The following is a 23,298-nucleotide window of genomic DNA, read 5'->3' as shown; positions in this document are numbered from 1 at the left end:
ACATATTAATGCAAGAAGGTTGAATAAAAAATCAAATCTCTACTTGTGAATTTAATATTGATTATGATCAGGATGGTCTACTCCTTTCGATGATTAGGATGCTTTTGTTATGAACCAGGCGAATCTTCACAATTTTATCTCGTTACGACGACGTTAATTCTTCGCTTGGGGCGTCTGCGCCTACCTCTTTAGCTGTCTCTCTGGCAGCAATATCTCGACCTATACGGTTACTTTTTAGATAAATGGATTTACCTATGCTTAAAACCATTGTAATTGGTGCAAGTGGTTATACCGGCGCTGAGTTAGCGACGCTTGTTCAACGTCATCCACACCTTGCTCTAACGGGCTTGTATGTTTCAAGTCAAAGTCTTGATGCTCATAAATCAATAGCGCAGCTACATCGTCAGTTAAGTGGTGTAGTAGAAATGCCGTTGTTACCCCTCGATGATCCCCAAGCGGTAGCGGGTTCGGCAGATGTCGTTTTATTAGCAACAGCGCATGAGGTTAGCCATCAATTAGCGCCTATTTTTTTAGCCGCTGGTTGCCAAGTGTTTGATTTGTCTGGAGCGTATCGGGTAAATCAAGCCAGCTTTTATCAAGATTTTTATGGCTTTACTCATCAATTCCCTAATTTACTTGATGAAGCCGTGTATGGATTGGCTGAGTGGAACTATCAGGCTATTGCTAAAGGTCAACTTATTGCGGTGCCTGGCTGTTATCCGACTGCAAGCCAATTAGCGCTAAAGCCAATCTGTAACGCACATCTACTTGATCCCCAAGTTCCACCCGTTATTAACGCTATTAGTGGTGTATCAGGAGCGGGGCGTAAGGCGAGTCTCAATAATAGCTTTTGTGAAGTGAGCCTTCAGGCTTATGGGGTATTTAATCATCGTCATCAGCCAGAAATTAGCACTCATCTTGATTGTCCTGTGATTTTTACGCCGCATTTGGGCTCATTTAAGCGTGGCATTTTGGCCACCATAACCGCCAAGCTAAAACCGGGAGTGACTCTTGCTGATATCACTCAGGCGATGGAGCAAGCTTACCTTACTAATGATAAAGCCCATGCAGTTCGTTTGTGCTATCAAAATACGGCCAATTTACAGGCTGTTGTTAATACCGGTTTTTGTGACTTGAGTTGGCATGTTAATGACCAGCATCTCATCTTAACTTCAGCTATTGATAACCTGCTTAAAGGGGCTTCATCACAGGCTGTTCAATGCATAAATATTCGTAACAATTTTCCACCCATGACCGCGGTTGTATAGGAGCAAACCATGGCAGATTTATGTCCTTTAGTGATCAAATTAGGCGGTGCTGTGCTCTCTTGTCAGGAGACATTGAGCAAGTTATTTCTCGCAATTAGCCAATATCAAGCAGCAGCGCATCGTCCAATTGTCTTGGTGCATGGTGGTGGATATTTGGTTGATGAGCTTTTAAAAAAACTGGCTCTACCAACGGTAAAAAAACAGGGATTGCGAGTTACGCCTAACGACCAAATCGAGTTAATTACGGGGGCACTAGCGGGCACGGCCAATAAGTTACTGCAAGCTCAAGCGATAAAAGCTCAAGTACCAAGTGTTGGTCTCAGTTTGGCAGATGGTGGCTTATGTCAGGTGAGTCAACTCGATCCCGAATTGGGGGCGGTCGGACAGGCGCAAGCAGGTGATGGATTGTTAGTTCTGAGCCTACTACAAAACGGCTACCTTCCTATTGTGAGCTCAATTGGTTTAACCGCAGAGGGTGAGCTGATGAATGTTAATGCGGATCAGGCAGCGGTAGCAGTGGCAAAAGCCATTGATGGTGAGTTGGTGTTACTGTCCGATGTGAGTGGGGTACTTGATGGTAAGGGGCGGTTAATTGCGTCATTAACCCAAAATGATGCTGAGGCGCTAATTGCTCAGGCGGTAATTACCGATGGTATGGTCGTTAAAGTACGTGCTGCTTTTTTAGCGGCGCAAGAGTTGGGGCGTTCCATTGAGGTAGCCAGTTGGCGCTACCCTGACAAGCTTGCACTGTTATTTGCAGGCCAAAGTATTGGAACCAAATTTTCAGTTTAAGGCGAATTGCCAAATTTAAGACATTGTAATTAATTCGCCTGTGATGTGAGACCGTCAAGGTGACAAGGAGAGTAATGATGAGTCAAATTAATAAAGTAGTATTAGCCTATTCTGGCGGTCTGGATACCTCAGCTATCATTCCATGGTTAAAAGAGAACTATGATTGTGAGGTCGTTGCATTCGTCGCTGATGTGGGTCAGGGGGAAGCAGAGCTTGATGGTATTGAAGCCAAAGCCATCGCATCAGGGGCTTCTAGTTGTTATATCGCCGATCTCAAAGAAGAGTTTGTAAAAGATTATATTTACCCGAGCCTAAAAACAGGCGCGACATATGAAGGTAAATACCTGCTCGGAACCTCAATGGCTCGTCCTATTATTGCGAAAGCACAAGTTGAGTGCGCCCTCGCAATAGGGGCCGACGCTTTGTGTCATGGCTGTACTGGTAAAGGTAACGATCAGGTTCGTTTTGAAAGTACTTATGCCGCTTTGGCTCCGCAACTGTCGGTTATTGCCCCTTGGCGTGAATGGGATTTACGTAGTCGTGAGGCCTTGCTCGACTATTTGGCAGAGCGTGGGATCCCATGTAGTGCATCGCTTGAAAAAATTTATTCTCGAGATGCCAATGCATGGCACATTTCAACCGAAGGTGGTGTATTAGAAGAAACATGGAATCAGCCGAATGAGCATTGTTGGGTTTGGACGAACGATCCTGAACAAGCTCCTGAACAAGCCGAATTTGTCGCACTTACCGTTGAGCATGGTGAAGTTGTCGCGGTAGATGGTGAGCCAATGACGCCATATAACGCCCTGGTATACCTTAATGAGAAAGGGGCTCTGCACGGTGTGGGTCGAATCGATATTGTCGAAAACCGTCTGGTTGGGATGAAATCTCGTGGTTGTTATGAAACTCCAGGGGGCACCATTATGATGGAAGCTCTGCGTGGGGTAGAACAACTGGTTCTCGATAAAGAGTCTTTTGAATTTCGTCAAACCGTGGGTCTCAAAGCATCTCACTTAATTTATGACGGTCGTTGGTTTACTCCTTTGTGCCAATCGTTGTTTGCTGCGGCAAATGAATTGGCAAAAGATGTATCGGGTGAAGTCGTGATTAAACTCTACAAAGGCCAAGCAACCGTGGTGCAGAAGCGCTCAAATAACAGTTTGTATTCTGAACAATTTGCAACCTTTGGTGAAGACGAAGTCTATGATCATAGCCATGCCGGTGGCTTTATTCGCCTGTATTCTCTAGCCAGTCGTATTCGTGCGATGAACAATCAAAATAAAGCGTAATCGATAAATTATGATCGAACTCGAGCTCTTTAGTCACCAATTGTATAAAGAGCTCTATAACGACTAGAGTAAGCAGATAGGTCACAGCAAGGAGAAGCAATTATGGCACTATGGGGTGGACGTTTCAGTCAAGCGGCTGATATCAGATTTAAGCAGTTCAATGACTCTTTACGCTTTGATTACCGTCTAGCAGAACAAGATATCATAGGGTCTATTGCGTGGTCTAAAGCCTTGCGTCAGGTTGGGGTATTAGGAGAGCAAGAGCAGCTAGATTTGGAACTGGCATTAAATGAGATCAAATTAGCTGTGATGGAAAATCCGGCGCAGATATTACAATCGGATGCCGAAGATATTCACAGTTGGGTTGAGCAACAATTGATTGCTAAGGTCGGTGATCTAGGTAAGAAATTGCACACCGGGCGCTCTCGTAATGATCAGGTTGCAACTGACCTCAAGCTTTGGTGTCGCCAGCAAGGTCAGCAGCTGTTGTTAATGCTAGATAAATTACAAAACCAGCTAGTGACTGTCGCACGAGCTCACCAAGCTACTGTTTTACCTGGTTATACCCATCTACAACGAGCACAACCGGTGACTTTTTCCCACTGGTGCTTAGCGTATGTTGAAATGTTCGAGCGTGATTATTCGCGCTTGCATGATGCTTTAGCACGACTTGATACCTGTCCATTGGGGTCTGGTGCATTGGCTGGGACTGCATATCCAATTGATCGTGAACAATTAGCACATAACTTAGGTTTTTCCCGTGCGACACGTAACAGTCTTGATTCCGTTTCCGATCGTGATCATGTGATGGAATTGCTATCAACCGCTTCTATTTCGATGCTGCATTTATCACGGATGGCAGAAGATCTGATCTTTTATAACTCGGGTGAGTCAAATTTTATTGAGCTATCAGATACAGTAACCTCAGGTTCGTCTTTAATGCCGCAGAAGAAAAATCCCGATGCTTTAGAGCTGATTCGCGGTAAATGCGGTCGAGTATATGGGGCTATGGCTGGGATGATGATGACAGTTAAAGCTTTGCCATTAGCGTATAACAAAGATATGCAAGAAGATAAGGAAGGGCTGTTTGATGCTCTAGATAGCTGGCATGAATGCATGGAAATGGCTGCGCTGTGTTTTGAAGGGATCAAAATCAATCAAGAACGGACCTTAGAAGCCGCAATGCAAGGTTACTCTAACGCAACAGAGTTAGCCGATTACTTGGTGGCTAAAGGGATCCCATTTAGGGAAGCGCACCATATTGTGGGTGTTGCCGTGGTGATGGCGATTGATAAAGGCTGTGCATTAGAAGCGCTTTCCCTTGAAGAGTTGCAGAGTTTATCTCCTGTTATCAGTGAGGATGTGTATCCTATTTTGACTATAGATTCTTGTTTGGAAAAACGCTGTGCTCTTGGCGGGGTTGCGCCAAATCAAGTTGATTATGCGATTGGTCAAGCCGAGAAACGTTTAGAGCAGCGCTATTCGCCAAGTGTTAAAGTGCGAGGGGCACGGTTAACTGATCTTGATGCCATTGAAGGTATGGTGGTTTACTGGGCTGGACTGGGTGAGAATTTACCGCGCAATCGAAATGAGTTAGTTCGAGATATTGGCTCGTTTGCTGTCGCTGAGCATCACGGTGTTGTGACGGGATGTGCCTCGCTGTATGTGTATGACTCTGGATTAGCTGAGATCCGGTCTTTAGGCGTCGAAGCTGGTTGGCAGCAGCAAGGTCAAGGTAAAGCCATTGTTGATTACCTGATTGAAAAAGCGAAACAAATGGCAATCAGCAAAGTGTTTGTACTGACCCGAGTACCTGAGTTCTTTATGAAGCAAGCCTTTATCCCGACCTCAAAATCATTATTGCCAGAAAAGGTGATGAAAGATTGCGATCGTTGTCCTCGACAGCACGCCTGTGATGAAGTGGCGTTAGAAATGCGCCTTGATCAATCACAGAAAATCCCCACCATTAATGTGGCTTAAACCACAATATTAAATAGCCTAAATATAAAAAAGCCCTCATCGACAAGAGGGCTTTTCGTAGGAAATGCGAGGTAATTGTGGTTGTTTTATTACTTAGCAACCAGGACCACAGTCTAGGCAGTGCTTGATCATCTCAGGGCCTAAGTTGAGTTTTGCATTGAGATCGCGCAGAGCAGTACGTAAACCTTCTTCAATGACCGGATGGTAAAATGGCATATCCAGCATTTGAGATATTGTCATCTGATTTTGGTGCGCCCATGCCAGTAAGTGAGCCAAGTGTTCAGCATCTGGGCCAATCATTTCAGCGCCAAGGAAACGACCCGTACCTTGTTCACCATAAACATGCAACATGCCTTTGTTACGTAGCATGACACGTGAGCGGCCTTGATTTTCAAATGAAACATCGCCTGTTGCGAAACAACCACAAGTTCCTAAACGTATTGTGATCTCTTTATATGTTTCACCTACCATCGCAATCTGTGGATCGGAGAATACCGCAGATAGCTTAGAGCGACGAAGACCAGCTCGAATATCTGGGAAGCGACCTGCATTATCACCTGCAATACGAGCTTGATCGGCTGCTTCATGCAATAGTGGAATTTGGTTGCTTGCATCACCTGCGATGAAAATCGTATCAACAGAGGTTTGCATAGTGTAGTAATCCGCTTTTGGCACTCCACGATCATCCAGTTCTAAGCTGGTGTTTTCAATCGCGAGTTTATCAACATTTGGACGACGACCTGTTGCTGCAAGAACATAATCAACGGTGATCTCTTTTAGCTGACCATCTTTACCCAGATATTTGATCTCAACAGCATCGCCATTGCGAACCATACTTTCTACTTTAACATCAGGGTCTAGATAGAATTCTTCATTAAAGGTTTTGTTCGCGTAAGCCATCACCTCAGGATCAGTTAATGGGCCGACTTGACCGCCAAGACCGAACATCACCACTTCAACACCAAGGCGCTTAAGTGATTGGCCAAGCTCTAAGCCGATAACACCAGGACCAAATACAGCCACTGAGTTTGGTAGATCATCCCACTCAAAGACATCATCGTTAATCACAAGGCGATCACCCAGTTCATTCCACACCGCTGGGTAGGCTGGACGAGAACCTGTCGCGATAACGATGCGTTTAGCGATAATTTTTGTATGGTCATCCACCATTAAGGTGTTGTTATCGATGAATTTTGCGTATCCAGAAATCTTATCTTCGGCAGGGATTTCGTCTACACCTTCAAGCACAAAGCCAACAAAACGGTCACGTTCGCGTTTAACACGATCCATCACTTCACGACCATTAATGACAATTTCACCTTGAGGGTGTACACCAAAGCCAGGAGCTTTTTCAATTTGGTGTACGCTTTCTGCCGCAGCAATAAGTAGTTTTGATGGCATACAACCAACACGAGCACATGTTGTACCATACGGACCACCTTCAATCATTACCACACTATCAGTGTAAGCTTTTGCCGCACGGTAAGAGCCTAGACCTGCAGTACCGCCACCAATTACAGCAACATCAACGTTTAGGGTTTTCATGACTTTCTCTCTCGTTGGAATAAAAAAGGAGCTGCAATCAGCTCCTTAAAATAAGCAATTGTTATTATTAATTTTGACTACTTAGCCTAGGAAAGCTTCTAGCTCTTCACTACCACCGATGTGTTTACCACCGATAAATACTTGAGGAACTGTGCTGCGGCCAGAGATTGCACGTAGAGATACCGTTGTTGCATCTTTACCTAGGATAATCTCTTCATACTGTAGACCTTTGTCGATTAGATTCTGTTTTGCTTTTGCACAGAAAGGACAGCCAGGTTTAGTAAATACAGCAATAGATTCTTGTAGTTTCTGCTCAGGAGCGATGTACTTCAGCATAGTGTCTGCATCAGATACTTTGAACGGGTCGCCTGGTTCTTCATTTTCGATGAACATTTTTTCGATTACGCCGTTCTTAACTAGCATGCTGTAACGCCATGAACGAGGACCAAAACCTAGGTCTTCTTTCTCAACTAGCATACCCATACCTTGAGTGAACTCACCATTACCATCTGGAACGAAAATGATGTTCTCTGCTTCTTGGTCTGCTTTCCAAGCGTTCATTACGAAAGTATCGTTTACTGATACACAAAGAATGTCATCTACGCCATTTTCAGCAAATACTGATGCTAACTCATTGTAACGAGGTAGATGGCTAGAAGAACAAGTTGGTGTAAATGCGCCAGGTAGGCTAAATACGATAACTGTTTTGTTAGCAAATAGGTCGTTAGTTGTTACGTCAACCCACTGGTCACCTTGACGAGTGTGGAAAGTAACTTGTGGTACTGCTTGACCTTCTTTAGATGCGAACATAATTAATTCCCCTCAGATTATTTAAATTCTTGATTCAAATGGAGTCTCTCATACTGTACTCCGTTTTGATGTGACCAGTATGTGATTTTTCACTTGATAGTTCCAATCGTTTGCTGCTATGGTTTTGATAGTTAATTTCTATCAGAAGAAGTCATCACAATGAACATTCGCGATTTAGAATACCTTGTAGCCCTTGCTGAGCATAAGCACTTTCGTAAAGCCGCTGAAGCTTGTTATGTTAGCCAACCTACCTTAAGTGGACAGATTCGCAAGTTAGAAGATGAATTGGGTGTCTCTTTATTAGAGCGAACCAGTCGTCGAGTTCTGTTCACTGATGCCGGACTTAGTTTGGTCGCCCAAGCGCAAAAAGTGCTACTGGAAGTAAAAATTTTGACTGAGCTTGCTAGTATGCAAGGGGAGTCAATGACAGGTCCTCTTCATATTGGATTTATTCCAACTGTAGGTCCTTATTTATTGCCGCACATTATTCCAACCTTAAAAGAAGCCTTTCCTGATCTTGAGCTGTTTTTACATGAAGCTCAGACCCATCAACTGGTACAACAGCTGGAAGACGGCAAACTGGACTGCATTATTTTAGCTGCGGTTAAAGAGACAGAGCCGTTTATTGAGTTACCTTTGTATGATGAGCCGATGGTGATCGCTGTTCCTGAAACGCATCCATGGGCCAATAAAGATGAAGTGGATATGGCGCAGTTGCATGGTGAAAGCTTGCTGATGCTAGAAGATGGACACTGTTTACGTAATCATGCGATGGGATTTTGTTTAGCAGCAGGTGCGCATGATGATGGTCGTTTTAAGGCAACGAGCTTAGAGACACTACGTAATATGGTAGCAGCGGGTAGCGGTATTACGTTACTGCCTCAACTTGCGACACCGAAAGAGCATTGTCGTGATGGGGTTTGTTACATTAAAGCTAAACAACCAGTACCGACTCGTCTGATAACGTTAGCTTATCGACCTGGTTCACCACTAAAAGCACGTTATGAAAAATTAGCCGATGTAATTCGAGAGCGAATGCCAGAGGTATTAGTTAAATAATCTTTGTTATATTTTCTGGTTTTAAGACAAAAAAAGAGCGCTAATTTAGCGCTCTTTGCTATTTAGGAAGCTGCAATAGCCTTGATATTAGAATAGCTCTTCAGCGGTATCAGTATCGAAACTGGTCTCTTTTTTCACTTGAATAACCGTATGCTTAGGTTCGGTACCTTCAATGAAATACTCATACATTGAGCTTGAGTTATTAGCATTTGATAATTGACCTGTTGAACGATCAATACGAACGCTAATAATACCATCTGGAATTTGCTTTTCTTGCTCTGGTGTATCTTGCAATGCCTGCTTCATAAAGGCGATCCAACCAGGTTGTGCCGCATTACCACCAAACTCGCCACCCATGGTCTGGTTTTTACCTAAGTTATTGTTCCAACTGGTACGGCCTAAATTACGGCGGTGGTCATCAAAACCAACCCAAGTTGTTGCGACAATTCCCGGTCCAAAGCCTGAATACCATGCGTCTTTTGCATTGTTAGTTGTACCTGTTTTACCACCGATATCGTGGCGTTTTAGTACCTTAGCGCGCCAACCAGTACCATTCCAACCTTGACCACCCCAGATGTTACTTTCTAACATTTCACGGACTAAGAAGGCATTCTGTTCCGTGATAACTTGTGGGGCGTATTTAACGAGACTCTCTGTGGTTGTGTCGGTTGCCACATCGTGATCGCTATCACTTGCTTGAGTAATCTTTTCAACAACTTGTGGGTCATCAATATTAGGATCGACCGTAATTGGGTGCAGATTCTTTTTCTGACAACTTTGATCACAGGCAATGGCAGGATTAGCTTGGTAAATAACATGGTCATAAGCATCTTCAACATGGTCGATAAAGAAAGGCTTAACCAAGTAACCACCATTAGCAAACACCGCAAAACCTTGTGCCACTTCTAATGGAGTTAAACTACCAGCACCCAATGCTAGAGGCTCAGCACGAGGTAAGTCTGAACGTTTAAAGCCAAAACGAGTTAGATAATCAATTGTAAAATCAAGCCCTGCAATACGAAGGGCGCGGATTGCCATAACGTTAATTGAGCGAGCTAGACCAATACGAGCACGAGTTGGACCGCCGTAACGGTTGTTAGCATTTTTTGGACGCCAAACCGTACCTTGCCACTTATCCCACTTCGTAATCGGAGCATCATTAATTAGCGTGCCTAGAGTCAGTCCTTTATCAATTGCCGCTGAATAAATAAATGGCTTGATACTTGAACCAACTTGGCGAATAGACTGGGTTGCACGGTTAAACTTACTGTGGGCGTAGTTAAAGCCACCCACCATCGCAAGTACCGCACCATTTTCAGGCGAGATAGCAACAAATGCCGTATTTGCACTTGGGATCTGGCTTAGCATCCAACTTGTGTGAGTCACAGCTGCTTTCGTATCGGTAGCAGCTGTTGTTGTGGTCTTTTCTTGGACCCAAATCTCTTGACCTGCGGTTAAGATAGCGCCAGCACTTTTCGGTGCAGAACCTTGACGAGTATCTGAGATGTATTTACGAGCCCAGTTCATGCCGGACCAATCAATTGTCGCTCGAATTCCACCTTTAACAACAACCTCTGCAGACTTAGCGTGAACTTTAGTCACAACCGCTGGAATAAGCTTGCCATACTGTGGTTGTTTCGCCAGATAGTTGACCAGTTCATTGATGTTCCATGCTGCTTCACCTGATTTCCAGACCGTTGCAGTTGCACCGCGGTAACCGTGACGATGGTCGTAATTGATTAGGTTATCAATCGCAGCATTTTGCGCATCAAGTTGTAGCTTAGAACTTACTGTAGTAAAGACTTTTAGCCCAGAAGTATAAGCATCTTCACCATAACGGTTTACAGCCCAAGCACGAGCTCGTTCGGCAAAGTAAGGGGCATATAACTCGATTTCTGCACCATGGTAACGAGCAATAATTGGCTCAGAGCGTGCTTGGTCCATTTGTGCTTTGGTGATGTAGCCTTCATCAAGCATTCGACCTAGTACCACATTACGACGGGTAGTTGAACGATCCAACGAGTAAATTGGGTTCATGGTTGACGGTGCTTTTGGCAGACCTGCAATAACGGCTATTTCACTGAGCGTAAGTTGGTCGACTGTTTTCCCAAAATAGACTTGTGCCGCAGCACCTACACCGTAAGCACGGTAACCGAGGTAAATCTTATTTAAGTAAAGTTCAAGAATTTCATCTTTTGTTAGCAATTGCTCGATATGAACAGCAATAAAGACTTCCTTGATCTTACGCATTAGGGTTTTTTCGTTAGACAAAAAGAAGTTTCGTGCTAACTGCTGGGTAATCGTACTGGCACCTTGACGAGCAGAACCTGAGGTTAAAACCACAAAGGCTGCACGAGCAATACCAATTGGATCCACGCCATGGTGTTCATAGAAACGACTGTCTTCGGTGGCAATGAAAGCATCAACCAACAAAGGTGGCATCTCTTTAATTGACAACGGGATACGTCGTTTTTCACCAAATTGCGAAATCAACTTACCGTCTGAGCTGTAAACCATCATCGGGGTTTGGAGCTCAACATTCTTTAAGGTTGCAACATCTGGGAGTTCAGGTTTTACGTAAAGGTACAGACCAAAAATTGTACCGACTCCAAGAATTATGCAAATAAATGCAAATATTACTAATCGCTTTATGAACTTCACTTGAGTTTTCCCGTTACGCCATCGTTCAACTGGGCATTATCCATTATCTTTCACACATTAGTATAAAGATAACGAAAAGAAAATTAATGCCTTAACTGGCGTTTATTTGAACTAGTTTGCTTTTCCGTGATTGAGGGAGCATAGCACGGTATGTTTCGAAACCCATTAAGTGTTGGGATAGATATTGGTAGCCACAGCATAAAAGCTGTTGTTGTGCAGCAAAAAAAAGAACAGTTAGAACTTGCAGCATTTGCCGAAATCGTACTATCGACCCCAGCAGTAAACGATCAGCATAGCGTAAATAGTACAGTGTTGTTGTCAGCTATGCGTAAATTAAAAAAGCATCTACCAAGAGCTGCAAAACGTGTGGTTTTGGCATTACCAGATAGTGCAGTGATCAGCAAAATTGTCCAACTGGATACATCGCTCAGTGATGATGAAACTGAATTTGCTATTAGCCAAGCGTTGGGGGCTTCATCGCCATTCCCCCTTGATGAGTTATGGCTAGATTTTTATCCGCTTAACAACAGCGATCGCTTTCAAGATATTGGAAGTACCGTTCCATTCCAAATTTTTGCGGCCCGGCGTGACACCATTTCTGCTCGATTAGAGGTGGCCAAAAAAGCAGGATTTAAAACACAGGTGATGGAACTGCAAACCAATGGTCTGTTATGGCTTGCTGAGCATTTAACGGAAATGTCGGGGTTGCAAGAGCAGTGGGGCGTGATTGATATCGGTAAACGTCATACTGAATTTTGTGTAAAACCCGCAATGGGTGGGGTGTATCGTCGTGAAATTGCTTTTGGTGCAAGACATGCAAAACACCTAGATAAAAATACACCGACATTACTGTTAGCTGATGAAGAAGAGACTTTTACCCGTCAGCTTATTGATCATCTAAAACGGCAAATTCAGCTCTATAACTCAACCCAACCTCGTTCGCCGTTACAAGGGGTGTGGCTATGTGGGGGCAGCCAAGCATTGGTGATTGAGCAAATGCTGCAAGATGCTCTTAAGATCCAAGTGGAGTGGGTCCAGCCATTTTCCTATTTGCCTGTTGGAAAAGAAGTAGAGTACTTACCAAGTACCGTGATGACGAGTCAGTATGCGGTAGCAATGGGTTTAGCTCTGAGAGGGTTTGAAGCATGATTCAGAAGCTTAACCTCCTGCCATGGCGAGAGCAAAAACGTAAACAGCATCAACAACGATTCTACGCCATTCTTCTGGGCTCGGTCCTGTTGAGTTTAGGTGGCGTGTTTACGGCTGGTAGCTATCTAGAGCAACAACAACAGATTCAACAACAGCGTAATGCCATCATTTCGCAAGAGATTCAAAAGCTAGAACAACGTTTGGCTCTGCTGCCAAAATTGGATAAGCAGCGTGCTGAATTAAATAAGCGGCTTGCGGTGATCACTGAAATTCAGACCGAGCGTAATCGAGTCACCAACTTATTTAGTGTATTACCAGAACTCGTACCGCATGGAGTGTATTTAAATGATCTGAGTTTGAAAGCCGGTAATGTTTCAGTAACTGGGCATGGCGATTCAAATGGCCGTTTAGCGAATCTTTTATCGAATGCGGAACAGTCATTGTGGCTTAAAGATGTTTCTATGCACTCAATTTTAGCAACTAAAGGGGTAAATGCAGAAGATATCACTAAATTTAGTGCTTCGTTCTTTATGTTAAAGCCTCACGAACGTGCCTTAAAAATAGCGCAACAGATTGAAGCAAATAAAAAGGCCGTCACTGCACCACAGCATCAGGAGTTAAAGGAAGTTACGCAATGAAAGAGTGGCAGGATTTAGAGCTTGATGAAATGGCTGATTGGCCTTTGCTGCCTCAATGCTTGGTGGCGTTACTGCTTGCAGGGTTATTAATTGCTGTTGGGTATTGGTATTGGTTGACCCCTAAAAGTGAGCAGCTTGCTCAGATTAAACAGCAAGAGGTTGAGCTTAAAATGCGTTTGACTAACCGAGCGTCTCAAGTTGCCGCTCTGCCGATTATGAAAGAGCAGATTGAAGAACTTAATCGACGTTACGACAAAGTGATGAAGCAGCTACCGGTAGAGAAAGAACTCGCCACGCTACTGGCTGGGATAAATGATATTGGTGTGCGTAGTGGTTTGGAGTTTCAGTCGATTGAGTGGGCACCTATTCGGGAACAAGAGTGGTATTACGAATTGCCAATCAACATGCAGTTAACGGGCAGTTACAAACAGATGGGCCATTTTGCAGCATCAGTCGCTCGGCTGTCCCGAATCGTTAATCTTAAAGATATTGATCTAAAGATGATAGAGCAAAAGGGATTGCAAGAGACCCTTGCCATGAAGGTTTCTGCGAGCACTTATCGCTTTAAAGCACCCAAAACGCAATGAGGTACACGATGAAGCAATCTATTGTTTGGGTACTGATGTTGGGGTTGATGGGTTGTCGAGCAAATGATGATTCGTTAACGCAATTTATCCAAGATGCGCATCAAACTGCGCGAGCAAAAGTGGAACCGCTTCCTCAAGTCGATGATTTTGTCGCTGATGATTTTGTGATGACGCGAGATCGCGTGCCGTTCTTACGTCCATTACCTGAGCATCAAGAAAGTGGTGATGGTGGCAATAAAGCGTGCTGGCAACCTAATTTAGCTCGGATTAAAACGCCACTAGAAACTTTCCCCTTAGAGCAGTTAGCCATGAAGGGCGTGTTAGGCGATGGGTCTCAGCTTTGGGCATTAATTTATACCCCAGAAGGCAAGTTAATGAAGGTCACCACAGATTCATATATGGGATTGAACCATGGTCGAATTGTTGAAGTGACTTCTCGTAAAGTCAGTGTAGAAGAAATTTTGCCAGATGGTACAGGATGCTGGATTAAGCGAACTGTACCGTTAATGTTGGCGCAGCAGTAATGATGGAAGAGGCAAATTTACGCATGAAAAGGATGTTATCGGTCAACTTGGGTTGGCAACGTTGTTGGGTAGTTATGTTGTGCTGTTGGCTTGGTCTCTCCCAAGCTGCCATTGCTGCTGGCATGAATATTGTGAATAACCAAATCACCGGCTTAGATTTTAAGCGTGATAACCGTGGACGAGGCGTGCTCACTGTTCAGTTAGCCAAACCTCAATCTTTGGTTGATATGCGCCGTTCAGGAAAGCAATTACACATCGATATCTTTGATACCGCGATTAAAGATGACATGTTGTATGTACTCGATGTGGTCGACTTTGCAACGGTTGTCCGTTCGATTGAAACATTTCGCACCGAGAAAGGCAGTAAGCTTATTCTCAATATGGCTGGCGTGTTTGACTATGATTACCAATTAAAAGGCTCTCGTCTTGAAGTTGTTTTGAACGCCCAGAAAAAGAAAGCCAGCAGTACAGCCAAGGCTAAGCAAGGCAAAATTGATTATAAAGGTAAGCCCATCTCCATTAACTTCCAAGATGTTCCTGTGCGTAACGTATTGCAGTTGGTTGCCGAATATAATGATTTTAATCTCGTGGTTTCCGATACTGTGCAGGGTAATGTGACCTTACGTCTTGATGATGTGCCTTGGCCACAAGTACTCGATATTATTTTGCAATCAAAAGGCTTGGATAAACGAGTTCAAGGTTCTGTGGTACTGATTGCGCCAAAATCTGAGTTGGCAACCAATGAGCGTCAAGAGATGGAAGCCAAACGTAAAGAAGATGAGTTAGCTTCGCTTCGTTCGGAGCTGATTCAAATTAATTACGCTAAAGCAGGAGATATCGCAGACCTTTTACTCGGAACGAAAGATGGAGTCAGTATGCTATCTCAACGCGGGTCTTTGCATGTTGATGAGCGTACTAATGCCATTATCATCAAAGATATCCCTGAGAGTATTGATAGCATTGAAGAGATTATCACGGCACTGGATATTCCCGTTAAACAGGTTCAGATAGAAGCTCGTATTGTTACTGTTGATGAAGGGGATATTGACGAGTTAGGGGTACGTTGGGGTGTCGTTAATCAAAACGGTAGTACAACCATTGGGGGCTCAATTGAAGGTAACTTGGCCAGTTCGGGCTTATTGGGTGATGACGCGACTGTTGATGATTTCTTAAATGTAAATTTAGGTGCAATTACTCCTGGGGCATCGAGTATTGCATTTCAGGTGGCAAAACTGGGCGATATTTTGCTCGATCTTGAATTATCCGCTCTACAGGCAGAATCGAAAGCAGAGATTATTTCTAGTCCTCGATTAGTAACCACCAATAAAAAAGCGGCTTACATCGAACAAGGTACAGAGATCCCTTATTTAGAAGCGGCGTCTAGTGGTGCGGTATCGGTAGACTTTAAAAAGGCCGTATTGAGTTTGATGGTCACACCACAAATTACCCCTGATGATAAATTGGTGCTCGATCTGCTGGTAACGCAAGATAAAGTAGGGGAAACAGTTGTTACCGGAACCGGAGAAGCGGTCGCTATCGATACTCAACGAATTGGCACGCAAGTTCTGGTCAATAATGGCGAGACTGTAGTCTTAGGGGGTATCTATCAGCATCAGGTGAATAATTCTGTCCGTAAAGTCCCTTTGTTGGGCGATATTCCAGGATTGGGCGTATTGTTCCGTCATAAGCTGCAAGAGATGGGCAAGCGTGAACTGTTGATTTTCGTCACACCCAAAATTATCACCCAGTAATCACTATTATTGTTTAATTAATAGCCGAATTATCGTGTTATGATAATTCGGCTATTTTGTTATTTGGTATGAGTCTGTCGCTATTGAACTGAAAATACGTGAACTTTCGCATGATTGATTAGCTGAAACATGGTGATAAGCTGCTGAAAGTTAGTCTCTGTGATAATTAAATGCGCTTTGCTCGGTGTTAACTATTGCCAAATGACGGCCAGTCCTGAGATAATTTTCTGTCTTATCACGAATTATATGTGAGGAACTCGGTGCCTCGAGCTTTTTGAACAAGCTTGCGGGGCAGTGTCGTTTTACTAACCGCGCGTAAATTGCTAAAAATGGCTGAAAAACGAAATATTTTCTTAGTCGGTCCTATGGGTGCCGGCAAAAGCACAATTGGTAGACATCTAGCTCAACAGCTACATATGGAATTCTTTGACTCAGACACTGAGATTGAAGAGCGTACTGGCGCTGATATTAGCTGGGTTTTTGACGTTGAAGGTGAAGAAGGCTTTCGTGTTCGCGAAGAAAAAGTCATTGACGATTTAACGCAAGAGCAAGGCATTGTTCTTGCGACAGGTGGTGGCTCGGTTATGAGCAAAGAAAACCGTAACCGTCTGTCTGCTCGAGGTGTTGTTGTTTATCTTGAAACGACCATCGAGAAGCAGTTAGCTCGTACTCAACGTGATAAAAAGCGTCCTCTTCTTCAAACAGATACGCCTCGTGAAGTACTAGAAGCTCTAGCTGAAGAACGTAACCCACTGTACACAGAAGTGTCAGATTATGTGGTTCGTACTGATGATCAAAGCGCGAAAGTCGTAGCTAACCAGATCATCAAAATGCTAGAAGAGCGTTAATAGCCATCAGATTTAAAGAGAGGCAGACCATGGAAAGGATCGACGTCAACTTAGGTGAGAGAAGCTATCCGATTTCAATTGGAGCGAAGTTGTTTGCAACTGCAGCTTTATTTGAATCTTCAATTACTGCAAAACAACGAGTTGTGGTGATCAGTAATGACACCGTGGCACCTTTGTATGCAGAGCAGATAATAGCGACGCTACGCCAAATAAGTTCTGATGTTGTTCTGCTGTCTCTCTCTGATGGTGAACAATACAAAACCCTTGATACGTTTAATCAGATCATGACGTTCCTGTTACAAGGAAATTATGGTCGCGATGTCGTATTAGTTGCGTTAGGTGGCGGTGTGATCGGCGATATCGTCGGATTTGCTGCAGCTACCTACCAACGTGGGGTCGATTTTATACAGGTACCAACCACATTGTTGGCTCAAGTGGATTCTTCTGTTGGTGGTAAAACCGCAGTGAATCACCCTTTAGGCAAAAATATGATTGGTGCTTTTTATCAGCCAAAGGCAGTAGTGATCGATAATCATTGCTTACAAACCTTACCTGCTCGTGAGTTTGCGGCAGGAATGGCTGAAGTGATCAAATATGGCATCATTGCCGATTACGATTTCTTTTGTTGGCTTGAAGAGAATTTAGCTGCATTACAAGCACTGGATAATCAAGCTTTATCTTATGCCATCGCCCGTTGTTGTCAGATCAAAGCGGATGTTGTGGCGGCAGATGAGAAAGAGTCAGGTGTTCGAGCATTGTTGAATCTAGGCCATACTTTTGGTCATGCAATTGAAGCTGAAATGGGCTACGGAAACTGGCTGCACGGTGAAGCGGTATCGGCAGGAACAGTTTTGGCAGCAAATACAGCTTTAGCACAAGGTATGTTAACTCAACAGGATGTTACTCGTATCATTCGACTACACGAGCGTGCTAATCTTCCGGTAAAAGCTCCGGAATCAATGACCTATGATAGTTTTATGCAGCATATGATGCGTGATAAGAAAGTGCTATCAGGTCAGTTACGTTTAGTGTTACCAACAGCCATTGGCTCGGCTGAAGTGGTGTCGGATGTACCTCACGATGTTTTGCGTCGTGTCATTAAAGCGTAGTGTGAACAGTCATTATGATTGGTCACGATGCAACAACTCGGTTGGATCTGGATAGCCAGATCCAATTCCTATCTCGCTTACAGTTTGTTACTCAGTTTAGTTCTCACCTAATTCAAATCTCTGGCCCATTTGGTGCAGGGAAAACTGAATTACTTCATTGTTATCTTGAACATTTCTCGCCAGAACAGCATCAAGTGTTATTGAGTGCTGAGCCTGATATGTCTCTTACCAGCGTTCGAACTCAATTACTGCAACAGTTGGTACCAACCAAACCCTTTAATGAGCAAGATTCTTTGTTGCAAAGCGTCAGTCACATGTTAAGCAGTGACCGATTACATTGCTTGCTGGTGGTTGATAATGCCCATTATCTTTCTATTCCGATTTTGGCAGAATTGTGGGAACTGGTCTGTCATGCTAATCAACAGGCAGACTGGCAGCTCAATGTTCTATTATTTACAGAACCCGATGTGATTGCTCAGCCTCTTGCCAAAATGACCCATGGGCAGAGCGAAATACCGTTAGAGCTTGAAATTGCCCCTTTGCCAGCCAATGAAGTGTTACAACTGATTGAACATTGTTATGAGCAGGACCTACAAAAGCGACGCGAGCTTAAGTTACGCTATCAGCACAGTTTCGCATTTCCCGGTCAACTCGACGAGGATACTCAACCACCAGGGGAGGAGGTTAGTATGACAGCATCACACCAATTATCGCCACGAACCGGGCTATTGATAGGAGTCCTGTTTGCATTAGTAGTTGCATTATTGTGGTTATGGCCCGAATCGAAACCATCGGAAGATTCTGCTATCGATTCTTCGGCAAGCCAAGTCATGGAGGGAAAAGAGTTAATAAGCTCTGGTGAGCCAACTGAGGATACGGCCGCTTTACCTCCAGAAGTGACTCAAGAAGGGTTAACGGTAGGTCGAACTGACACTGATAAGCGTGTTGTTGTACCGGCTCAAGTCGTTGATGCCATGATGGGCGATCAGGCTCTTGGATTAGTAGGAGCACAAACCCATTTTAGTGATGCTGAGATTAATGCTTTAGATCCGGCTAACGTTCATCCATCTTCTGTAACTTCACCTCAGGCAACAACTACGCCGTTAAGTGAATCAGAACCTATATCTGAAAGTGTTAAGCCAGAGCCGGAGCAACCAGCAAAGAGTTTGGATAAATCACTCAAGCAGCACGATACGCCTCAGCCTATATCTCATAATAATCAGCATAGTGATAAGCAGATCTTACAGCAGGTCAACTCACGTCATTACGCATTACAATTGGCCGCGGTGCATTCATGGCAACAAGCGAAGCAATTCGTAGCTAAGTATGGAGTCACGGAATCGGCCCATATTTACCAAACTGAACGTCAGGGCAAAGCATGGTTTATTGTCGTAATCGGTGATTACTCTTCAGCAACACAAGCAAAACGGGCAAAAAACCAGTTATCTCATGAGGTTCAAGCCTTAAAACCTTGGCCAAAATCTTATGCGCAAATTCAAAAAGAAATGAATCGAGTAAAATAAGACCATTGGGTGAGATATTTAGCGCAATAGGTATCAGAGGCGGGGGGAAATGAGGTACAATCCGCCACCTTTCATGACAAACGTGGTATTGGTGGTAGGTTAGCTGAATGAAAAAGCATCGTGCATTCCTAAAATGGGCTGGAGGTAAATATTCTCTGGTTGAGGATATCGAGCGTCATTTGCCACCTGCGCGCAAGTTGGTCGAGCCGTTTGTAGGGGCTGGCTCTGTGTTTTTGAATACAGATTTTGAGCACTACTTGTTGGCCGATATCAATCCTGACCTTATCAATTTATACAATATTCTCAAAGATCGTCCTGAACAGTTTATTGCAGATGCGAAGCGATTGTTTACGCCTGAATTTAACTGTAAGGAAGAGTATTTGCGTATTCGTTCCGAATTCAATAAAAGTCATGACCCATATCAACGCTCACTGTACTTCCTTTATATGAATCGTCACGGCTTTAATGGTTTGTGTCGATACAATAAAAAGGGCGGTTTTAATGTGCCATTTGGCTCTTATAAAAAACCGTATTTCCCTGAGCAAGAAATGTATTATTTCGCAGAAAAAGCCAAACGTGCCACATTTGTGTGTGAAGGTTATCAGCAGACTTTTTCTCGAGCTCGAAAAGGCAGTGTTATTTACTGCGATCCACCGTATGCTCCGTTATCAACAACGGCTAATTTTACCTCTTATGCGGGAAATGGCTTTAGTTTAGACGATCAAGCCGCATTGGCTGATGTGGCTGAACGTGCAGCGCGAGAACGAGATATTGCAGTTTTGATTTCAAACCACGATACAACATTAACTCGCCGTTTATATATCGGTGCCGAGTTGTCGGTTGTCAAAGTAAAACGCACCATCAGTCGCAATGGCAATGGACGCAATAAAGTCGATGAGTTGTTAGCGCTGTTTCGTCCAACAAACAGTGACACTACAATCTCTGACTGAGTACATAGCTTAAGGTGATCAGCAGGATAACCAATACTGCGATCATCACAATGGCGACCATAATTACTTGCCAAGGCGTTAACTGAGCAAAATCTTTTTGTTGGTTATGCCTTGATTGCACGCCAAAGAGTGCGGCTGCCACACTGAGTATGGTTTGCTTGAGTGGTTTCCTCTTCTTCATCTTTCCCTCCCATACCCACTTTCATCTTAGTGTAGTTGACCATCGCCTTTGTCAACCAGAGCAATCATTAAAACCATTAAGACAAGATATCCCCAATCAGGTAGAATGAGCGCCAAATTTCGTATCTTTGGTATAGAGGCTGAACATGAAGGACTTTTTGATCGCTCCATCGATTTTATCTGCAGATTTTGCGCGTTTAGGGGAAGACGTTGAAAAGGTGTTAGCATCAGGCGCTGATGTGGTTCACTTTGATGTCATGGATAACCACTATGTGCCAAATTTGACTTTTGGTGCTCCTATTTGTCAGGCTCTTCGCAATTATGGCATTGATGCACCTATCGATGTTCATCTAATGGTTAAGCCTGTTGATCGTATTATTCCTGACTTTGCTAAAGCGGGCGCGAGTATGATCACGTTTCATGTTGAAGCAACGGAACATCTAGATCGCACCTTACAGCTAATTAAAGAGCATGGCTGTAAAGCGGGTGTGGTCTTTAATCCTGCAACACCACTCCATCACTTAGACTACATCATGGATAAGATTGATATGATCTTATTGATGTCAGTAAACCCAGGTTTTGGTGGTCAGTCCTTTATTCCAGCAACACTGGATAAGTTACGTGAAGTGCGTCGCCGTATTGATGAGTCAGGTTATGATATTCGTCTTGAAATTGATGGTGGCGTGAAAGTTGATAATATTCGCGAAATTGCAGAAGCTGGTGCAGACATGTTTGTTGCAGGCTCTGCAATCTTTGGTCAACCCGACTACAAAGAAGTGATTGATCAAATGCGTGCGGAACTGGCTAAGGTTAAGCGTTAATGAAACAGCTTGAAGGCATTAAATTTATTGCTTTTGATTTAGACGGTACGCTGCTTGATAGCGTACCTGATTTGGCATTGGCAGCCGATCAAACGATGAAAGCATTGGGTCGTCTAAGTGTCTCTTTAGAGCAAGTCACCACTTGGATTGGTAATGGCGCGGATATCTTAATTGGTCGCTGTTTATCGATGAATTCAGATATTGATCCGAATTTAGACCCAGAATTGCATCGTCAGGCTCGACAGCTGTTTGATCAGTTTTATCATGATGGTGGTCATAAGCTAACGAAGCTTTACCCTGATGTTGTAGCAACACTTGAGAAGTTACATCAAGCGGGTATGCCAATGGCCGTGGTTACCAATAAGCCGTCGCAGTTTGTCCCTGGCATTTTACAAGAATATGGCATTGCTCCATTTTTTGTTGATGTGATTGGCGGTGATACCTTTGAGTTGAAAAAGCCTGATCCTTTTGCGCTACATTGGTTGATGGAAAAACATCAACTTGCTGCCAACGAATTGTTGATGGTGGGTGATTCACGTAATGATATCTTGGCTGCTAAAGCGGCGACATCACCAAGCGTGGGCTTAACCTATGGTTATAACTATGGTGTGCCAATTAGCACCAGTGAGCCAACCATCGTACTGGATCACTTTAACCAACTCACTGATGTGCTTAGACTAGGTAACTAGTACATTTCGGTGTAAACTGAATTCCATTACAACGGTGCTGTCTAACAGTGCCGTTATTGTTTGAATAAATTTTACTTAAAGAACAGGATTATCCCTCATGAGTAAACCCATTGTACTAAGTGGCGTGCAGCCTTCTGGTGAATTAAGTATCGGTAACTACCTAGGTGCGCTGCGTCAGTGGGAACAGATGCAAGATGACTATGACTGTCAGTACTGTGTAGTAGATTTGCACGCAATTACTGTACGTCAAGATCCAAAAGCCTTGCACGAAGCGACACTGGATGCGTTAGCGATTTGTTTGGCGGTAGGTGTTGATCCTCAGAAAAGTACCCTGTTTGTTCAATCTCACGTACCTGAGCACGCTCAACTTGGCTGGTTGCTTAACTGTTATACCCAAATGGGTGAGTTGAGCCGTATGACGCAGTTTAAAGATAAATCAGCGCGTCATGCAAATGATGTTAATGTCGGTCTGTTTGATTACCCTGTATTGATGGCCGCTGATATCTTATTGTATGGCGCACATCAAGTACCTGTAGGTAGCGATCAGAAGCAACACTTAGAGCTTGCTCGTGATATCGCAACTCGCTTTAACAACATCTACGGTAGCGAAGAGAGCCCAATTTTCCAAATTCCTGAACCGTATATTCCAACGGTAGGTGCTCGCGTGATGAGTCTACAAGATGCGACTAAGAAAATGTCGAAATCTGATGACAACCGTAAGAACGTGATCACCTTGCTAGAAGAGCCTAAATCTATCATCAAGAAGATCAATAAGGCGCAAACGGATGCAGAAACACCGCCTCGTATCGCCTTTGATATCGAAAACAAAGCGGGTATCTCTAACCTTATGGGTCTGTATTCGGCAGCAACAGGTAAGACTTTTGCTGAAATCGAAGCGCAATATGCTGGCGTTGAAATGTACGGCCCATTTAAGAAAGACGTTGGTGAAGCTCTGGTTGCTATGCTAGAGCCAGTACAAGCTGAGTACCACCGCATTCGTAGCGATCGCGCTTATCTAGATAGCGTGATGAAGCAGGGCGCTGAAAAAGCATCTGCTCGTGCGGCAGAGGTATTGAAAAAAGCATATCAAGCAGTAGGTTTTGTGACTCGTCCTGAGTAATTTCA

At 43.9% G+C, this 23,298-nt stretch carries 21 protein-coding genes; 17 read left to right on the top strand and 4 right to left on the bottom strand.

What is annotated here, in order from left to right:
- Positions 1 to 254: 254 nt before the first annotated feature.
- The 4 genes from argC to argH all read left to right on the top strand — a co-directional run bounded on the left by argC (position 255) and on the right by argH (position 5,329).
- Positions 255 to 1,268: an N-acetyl-gamma-glutamyl-phosphate reductase gene (argC, locus tag CTN07_RS09615; RefSeq protein WP_005302638.1), complete on the top strand. Its 1,014-nt coding sequence runs from the start codon at positions 255 to 257 to the stop codon at positions 1,266 to 1,268.
- Between the two features lie 9 nt (positions 1,269 to 1,277).
- Complete coding sequence (gene argB / locus CTN07_RS09610) at positions 1,278 to 2,060, top strand: acetylglutamate kinase (protein ID WP_005302640.1); 783 nt, start codon at positions 1,278 to 1,280, stop codon at positions 2,058 to 2,060.
- A gap of 77 nt (positions 2,061 to 2,137) precedes the next feature.
- A complete protein-coding gene (locus tag CTN07_RS09605; RefSeq protein WP_036764699.1) occupies positions 2,138 to 3,349 on the top strand; it encodes an argininosuccinate synthase in 1,212 nt (403 codons plus the stop codon).
- A 102-nt stretch (positions 3,350 to 3,451) separates the two neighbouring features.
- Entirely contained in the window at positions 3,452 to 5,329 is a 1,878-nt protein-coding gene (argH, locus tag CTN07_RS09600; protein ID WP_005302645.1) for an argininosuccinate lyase, read from the top strand.
- Between the two features lie 93 nt (positions 5,330 to 5,422).
- On the opposite strand, the gene CTN07_RS09595 is transcribed toward argH, so the two are convergent.
- Both CTN07_RS09595 and CTN07_RS09590 read right to left on the bottom strand, forming a co-directional pair.
- Entirely contained in the window at positions 5,423 to 6,874 is a 1,452-nt protein-coding gene (locus CTN07_RS09595) for a dihydrolipoyl dehydrogenase (RefSeq protein WP_005302646.1), read from the bottom strand.
- 81 nt (positions 6,875 to 6,955) lie between these two features.
- Positions 6,956 to 7,684 (bottom strand): glutathione peroxidase, encoded by a 729-nt coding sequence (locus tag CTN07_RS09590; protein WP_005302648.1) that lies wholly within the window; start codon positions 7,682 to 7,684, stop codon positions 6,956 to 6,958.
- Positions 7,685 to 7,843: 159 nt separating this feature from the next.
- On the opposite strand from CTN07_RS09590, the gene oxyR reads away from it, so the two are divergent.
- Entirely contained in the window at positions 7,844 to 8,743 is a 900-nt protein-coding gene (gene oxyR / locus CTN07_RS09585; protein WP_005302650.1) for a DNA-binding transcriptional regulator OxyR, read from the top strand.
- 87 nt (positions 8,744 to 8,830) lie between these two features.
- Here the strand turns inward: oxyR and CTN07_RS09580 are convergent, their stop codons facing one another.
- Complete coding sequence (locus CTN07_RS09580; RefSeq protein ID WP_036764701.1) at positions 8,831 to 11,404, bottom strand: penicillin-binding protein 1A; 2,574 nt, start codon at positions 11,402 to 11,404, stop codon at positions 8,831 to 8,833.
- A 150-nt stretch (positions 11,405 to 11,554) separates the two neighbouring features.
- Here CTN07_RS09580 and pilM point away from each other — a divergent pair, with 150 nt between their 5' ends.
- The 9 genes from pilM to dam all read left to right on the top strand — a co-directional run bounded on the left by pilM (position 11,555) and on the right by dam (position 20,483).
- The gene (pilM, locus tag CTN07_RS09575) at positions 11,555 to 12,553 is read left to right on the top strand and encodes a type IV pilus biogenesis protein PilM (RefSeq protein ID WP_005302654.1); all 999 of its coding nucleotides are present in this window, start codon (positions 11,555 to 11,557) and stop codon (positions 12,551 to 12,553) included.
- Entirely contained in the window at positions 12,550 to 13,191 is a 642-nt protein-coding gene (locus CTN07_RS09570; protein ID WP_005302655.1) for a PilN domain-containing protein, read from the top strand. The genes pilM and CTN07_RS09570 overlap by 4 nt, the downstream gene beginning before the upstream one ends.
- Positions 13,188 to 13,778 (top strand): type IV pilus inner membrane component PilO, encoded by a 591-nt coding sequence (locus CTN07_RS09565; RefSeq protein WP_005302656.1) that lies wholly within the window; start codon positions 13,188 to 13,190, stop codon positions 13,776 to 13,778. Before CTN07_RS09570 ends, CTN07_RS09565 begins: the two co-directional genes overlap by 4 nt.
- A gap of 8 nt (positions 13,779 to 13,786) precedes the next feature.
- Positions 13,787 to 14,302 carry a pilus assembly protein PilP gene (locus CTN07_RS09560; RefSeq protein ID WP_036764704.1) on the top strand — a complete coding sequence of 172 codons (516 nt, stop codon included), beginning with the start codon at positions 13,787 to 13,789 and terminating at the stop codon, positions 14,300 to 14,302.
- Positions 14,303 to 14,325: 23 nt separating this feature from the next.
- Positions 14,326 to 16,053: a type IV pilus secretin PilQ gene (locus CTN07_RS09555; protein ID WP_418005554.1), complete on the top strand. Its 1,728-nt coding sequence runs from the start codon at positions 14,326 to 14,328 to the stop codon at positions 16,051 to 16,053.
- Between the two features lie 329 nt (positions 16,054 to 16,382).
- Positions 16,383 to 16,901: a shikimate kinase AroK gene (gene aroK, locus CTN07_RS09550; protein ID WP_036765246.1), complete on the top strand. Its 519-nt coding sequence runs from the start codon at positions 16,383 to 16,385 to the stop codon at positions 16,899 to 16,901.
- Positions 16,902 to 16,930: 29 nt separating this feature from the next.
- Positions 16,931 to 18,010 (top strand): 3-dehydroquinate synthase, encoded by a 1,080-nt coding sequence (gene aroB / locus CTN07_RS09545; protein ID WP_005302661.1) that lies wholly within the window; start codon positions 16,931 to 16,933, stop codon positions 18,008 to 18,010.
- Positions 18,011 to 18,024: 14 nt separating this feature from the next.
- Complete coding sequence (locus CTN07_RS09540; protein ID WP_005302662.1) at positions 18,025 to 19,533, top strand: SPOR domain-containing protein; 1,509 nt, start codon at positions 18,025 to 18,027, stop codon at positions 19,531 to 19,533.
- A 107-nt stretch (positions 19,534 to 19,640) separates the two neighbouring features.
- The gene (gene dam / locus CTN07_RS09535; protein ID WP_005302664.1) at positions 19,641 to 20,483 is read left to right on the top strand and encodes an adenine-specific DNA-methyltransferase; all 843 of its coding nucleotides are present in this window, start codon (positions 19,641 to 19,643) and stop codon (positions 20,481 to 20,483) included.
- On the opposite strand, the gene CTN07_RS09530 is transcribed toward dam, so the two are convergent.
- Positions 20,467 to 20,664: a DUF2970 domain-containing protein gene (locus CTN07_RS09530; RefSeq protein WP_036764707.1), complete on the bottom strand. Its 198-nt coding sequence runs from the start codon at positions 20,662 to 20,664 to the stop codon at positions 20,467 to 20,469. The genes dam and CTN07_RS09530 overlap by 17 nt on opposite strands.
- A 145-nt stretch (positions 20,665 to 20,809) precedes the next feature.
- Here CTN07_RS09530 and rpe point away from each other — a divergent pair, with 145 nt between their 5' ends.
- The 3 genes from rpe to trpS all read left to right on the top strand — a co-directional run bounded on the left by rpe (position 20,810) and on the right by trpS (position 23,293).
- A complete protein-coding gene (rpe, locus tag CTN07_RS09525; protein WP_005302667.1) occupies positions 20,810 to 21,484 on the top strand; it encodes a ribulose-phosphate 3-epimerase in 675 nt (224 codons plus the stop codon).
- Positions 21,484 to 22,173 (top strand): phosphoglycolate phosphatase, encoded by a 690-nt coding sequence (locus CTN07_RS09520; protein WP_005302668.1) that lies wholly within the window; start codon positions 21,484 to 21,486, stop codon positions 22,171 to 22,173. The genes rpe and CTN07_RS09520 overlap by 1 nt, the downstream gene beginning before the upstream one ends.
- A gap of 97 nt (positions 22,174 to 22,270) precedes the next feature.
- Positions 22,271 to 23,293: a tryptophan--tRNA ligase gene (trpS, locus tag CTN07_RS09515; protein WP_005302669.1), complete on the top strand. Its 1,023-nt coding sequence runs from the start codon at positions 22,271 to 22,273 to the stop codon at positions 23,291 to 23,293.
- Positions 23,294 to 23,298: the final 5 nt, after the last annotated feature.

Source organism: Photobacterium damselae (assembly GCF_003026815.1).
Taxonomy (GTDB): domain Bacteria; phylum Pseudomonadota; class Gammaproteobacteria; order Enterobacterales; family Vibrionaceae; genus Photobacterium; species Photobacterium damselae.
The sequence above is the reverse complement of the archived record's forward strand: the minus strand, read 5'-3'. Positions and strand labels throughout refer to the sequence as shown.

Excerpts from the sequence above, each read along its gene's own strand:
- CTN07_RS09540 (WP_005302662.1), top strand. The coding sequence starts at position 18,025 with ATGATTGGTCACGATGCAACAACTCGGTTGGATCTGGATAGCCAGATC.
- dam (WP_005302664.1), top strand. The coding sequence starts at position 19,641 with ATGAAAAAGCATCGTGCATTCCTAAAATGGGCTGGAGGTAAATATTCT.
- argB (WP_005302640.1), top strand. The coding sequence starts at position 1,278 with ATGGCAGATTTATGTCCTTTAGTGATCAAATTAGGCGGTGCTGTGCTC.
- aroK (WP_036765246.1), top strand. The coding sequence starts at position 16,383 with ATGGCTGAAAAACGAAATATTTTCTTAGTCGGTCCTATGGGTGCCGGC.
- aroB (WP_005302661.1), top strand. The coding sequence starts at position 16,931 with ATGGAAAGGATCGACGTCAACTTAGGTGAGAGAAGCTATCCGATTTCA.
- CTN07_RS09570 (WP_005302655.1), top strand. The coding sequence starts at position 12,550 with ATGATTCAGAAGCTTAACCTCCTGCCATGGCGAGAGCAAAAACGTAAA.
- rpe (WP_005302667.1), top strand. The coding sequence starts at position 20,810 with ATGAAGGACTTTTTGATCGCTCCATCGATTTTATCTGCAGATTTTGCG.
- pilM (WP_005302654.1), top strand. The coding sequence starts at position 11,555 with ATGTTTCGAAACCCATTAAGTGTTGGGATAGATATTGGTAGCCACAGC.
- CTN07_RS09565 (WP_005302656.1), top strand. The coding sequence starts at position 13,188 with ATGAAAGAGTGGCAGGATTTAGAGCTTGATGAAATGGCTGATTGGCCT.
- CTN07_RS09605 (WP_036764699.1), top strand. The coding sequence starts at position 2,138 with ATGAGTCAAATTAATAAAGTAGTATTAGCCTATTCTGGCGGTCTGGAT.
- CTN07_RS09590 (WP_005302648.1), bottom strand. The coding sequence starts at position 7,684 with ATGTTCGCATCTAAAGAAGGTCAAGCAGTACCACAAGTTACTTTCCAC.
- CTN07_RS09595 (WP_005302646.1), bottom strand. The coding sequence starts at position 6,874 with ATGAAAACCCTAAACGTTGATGTTGCTGTAATTGGTGGCGGTACTGCA.
- CTN07_RS09560 (WP_036764704.1), top strand. The coding sequence starts at position 13,787 with ATGAAGCAATCTATTGTTTGGGTACTGATGTTGGGGTTGATGGGTTGT.
- oxyR (WP_005302650.1), top strand. The coding sequence starts at position 7,844 with ATGAACATTCGCGATTTAGAATACCTTGTAGCCCTTGCTGAGCATAAG.
- CTN07_RS09520 (WP_005302668.1), top strand. The coding sequence starts at position 21,484 with ATGAAACAGCTTGAAGGCATTAAATTTATTGCTTTTGATTTAGACGGT.
- CTN07_RS09555 (WP_418005554.1), top strand. The coding sequence starts at position 14,326 with ATGAAAAGGATGTTATCGGTCAACTTGGGTTGGCAACGTTGTTGGGTA.
- trpS (WP_005302669.1), top strand. The coding sequence starts at position 22,271 with ATGAGTAAACCCATTGTACTAAGTGGCGTGCAGCCTTCTGGTGAATTA.
- argH (WP_005302645.1), top strand. The coding sequence starts at position 3,452 with ATGGCACTATGGGGTGGACGTTTCAGTCAAGCGGCTGATATCAGATTT.
- CTN07_RS09530 (WP_036764707.1), bottom strand. The coding sequence starts at position 20,664 with ATGAAGAAGAGGAAACCACTCAAGCAAACCATACTCAGTGTGGCAGCC.
- argC (WP_005302638.1), top strand. The coding sequence starts at position 255 with ATGCTTAAAACCATTGTAATTGGTGCAAGTGGTTATACCGGCGCTGAG.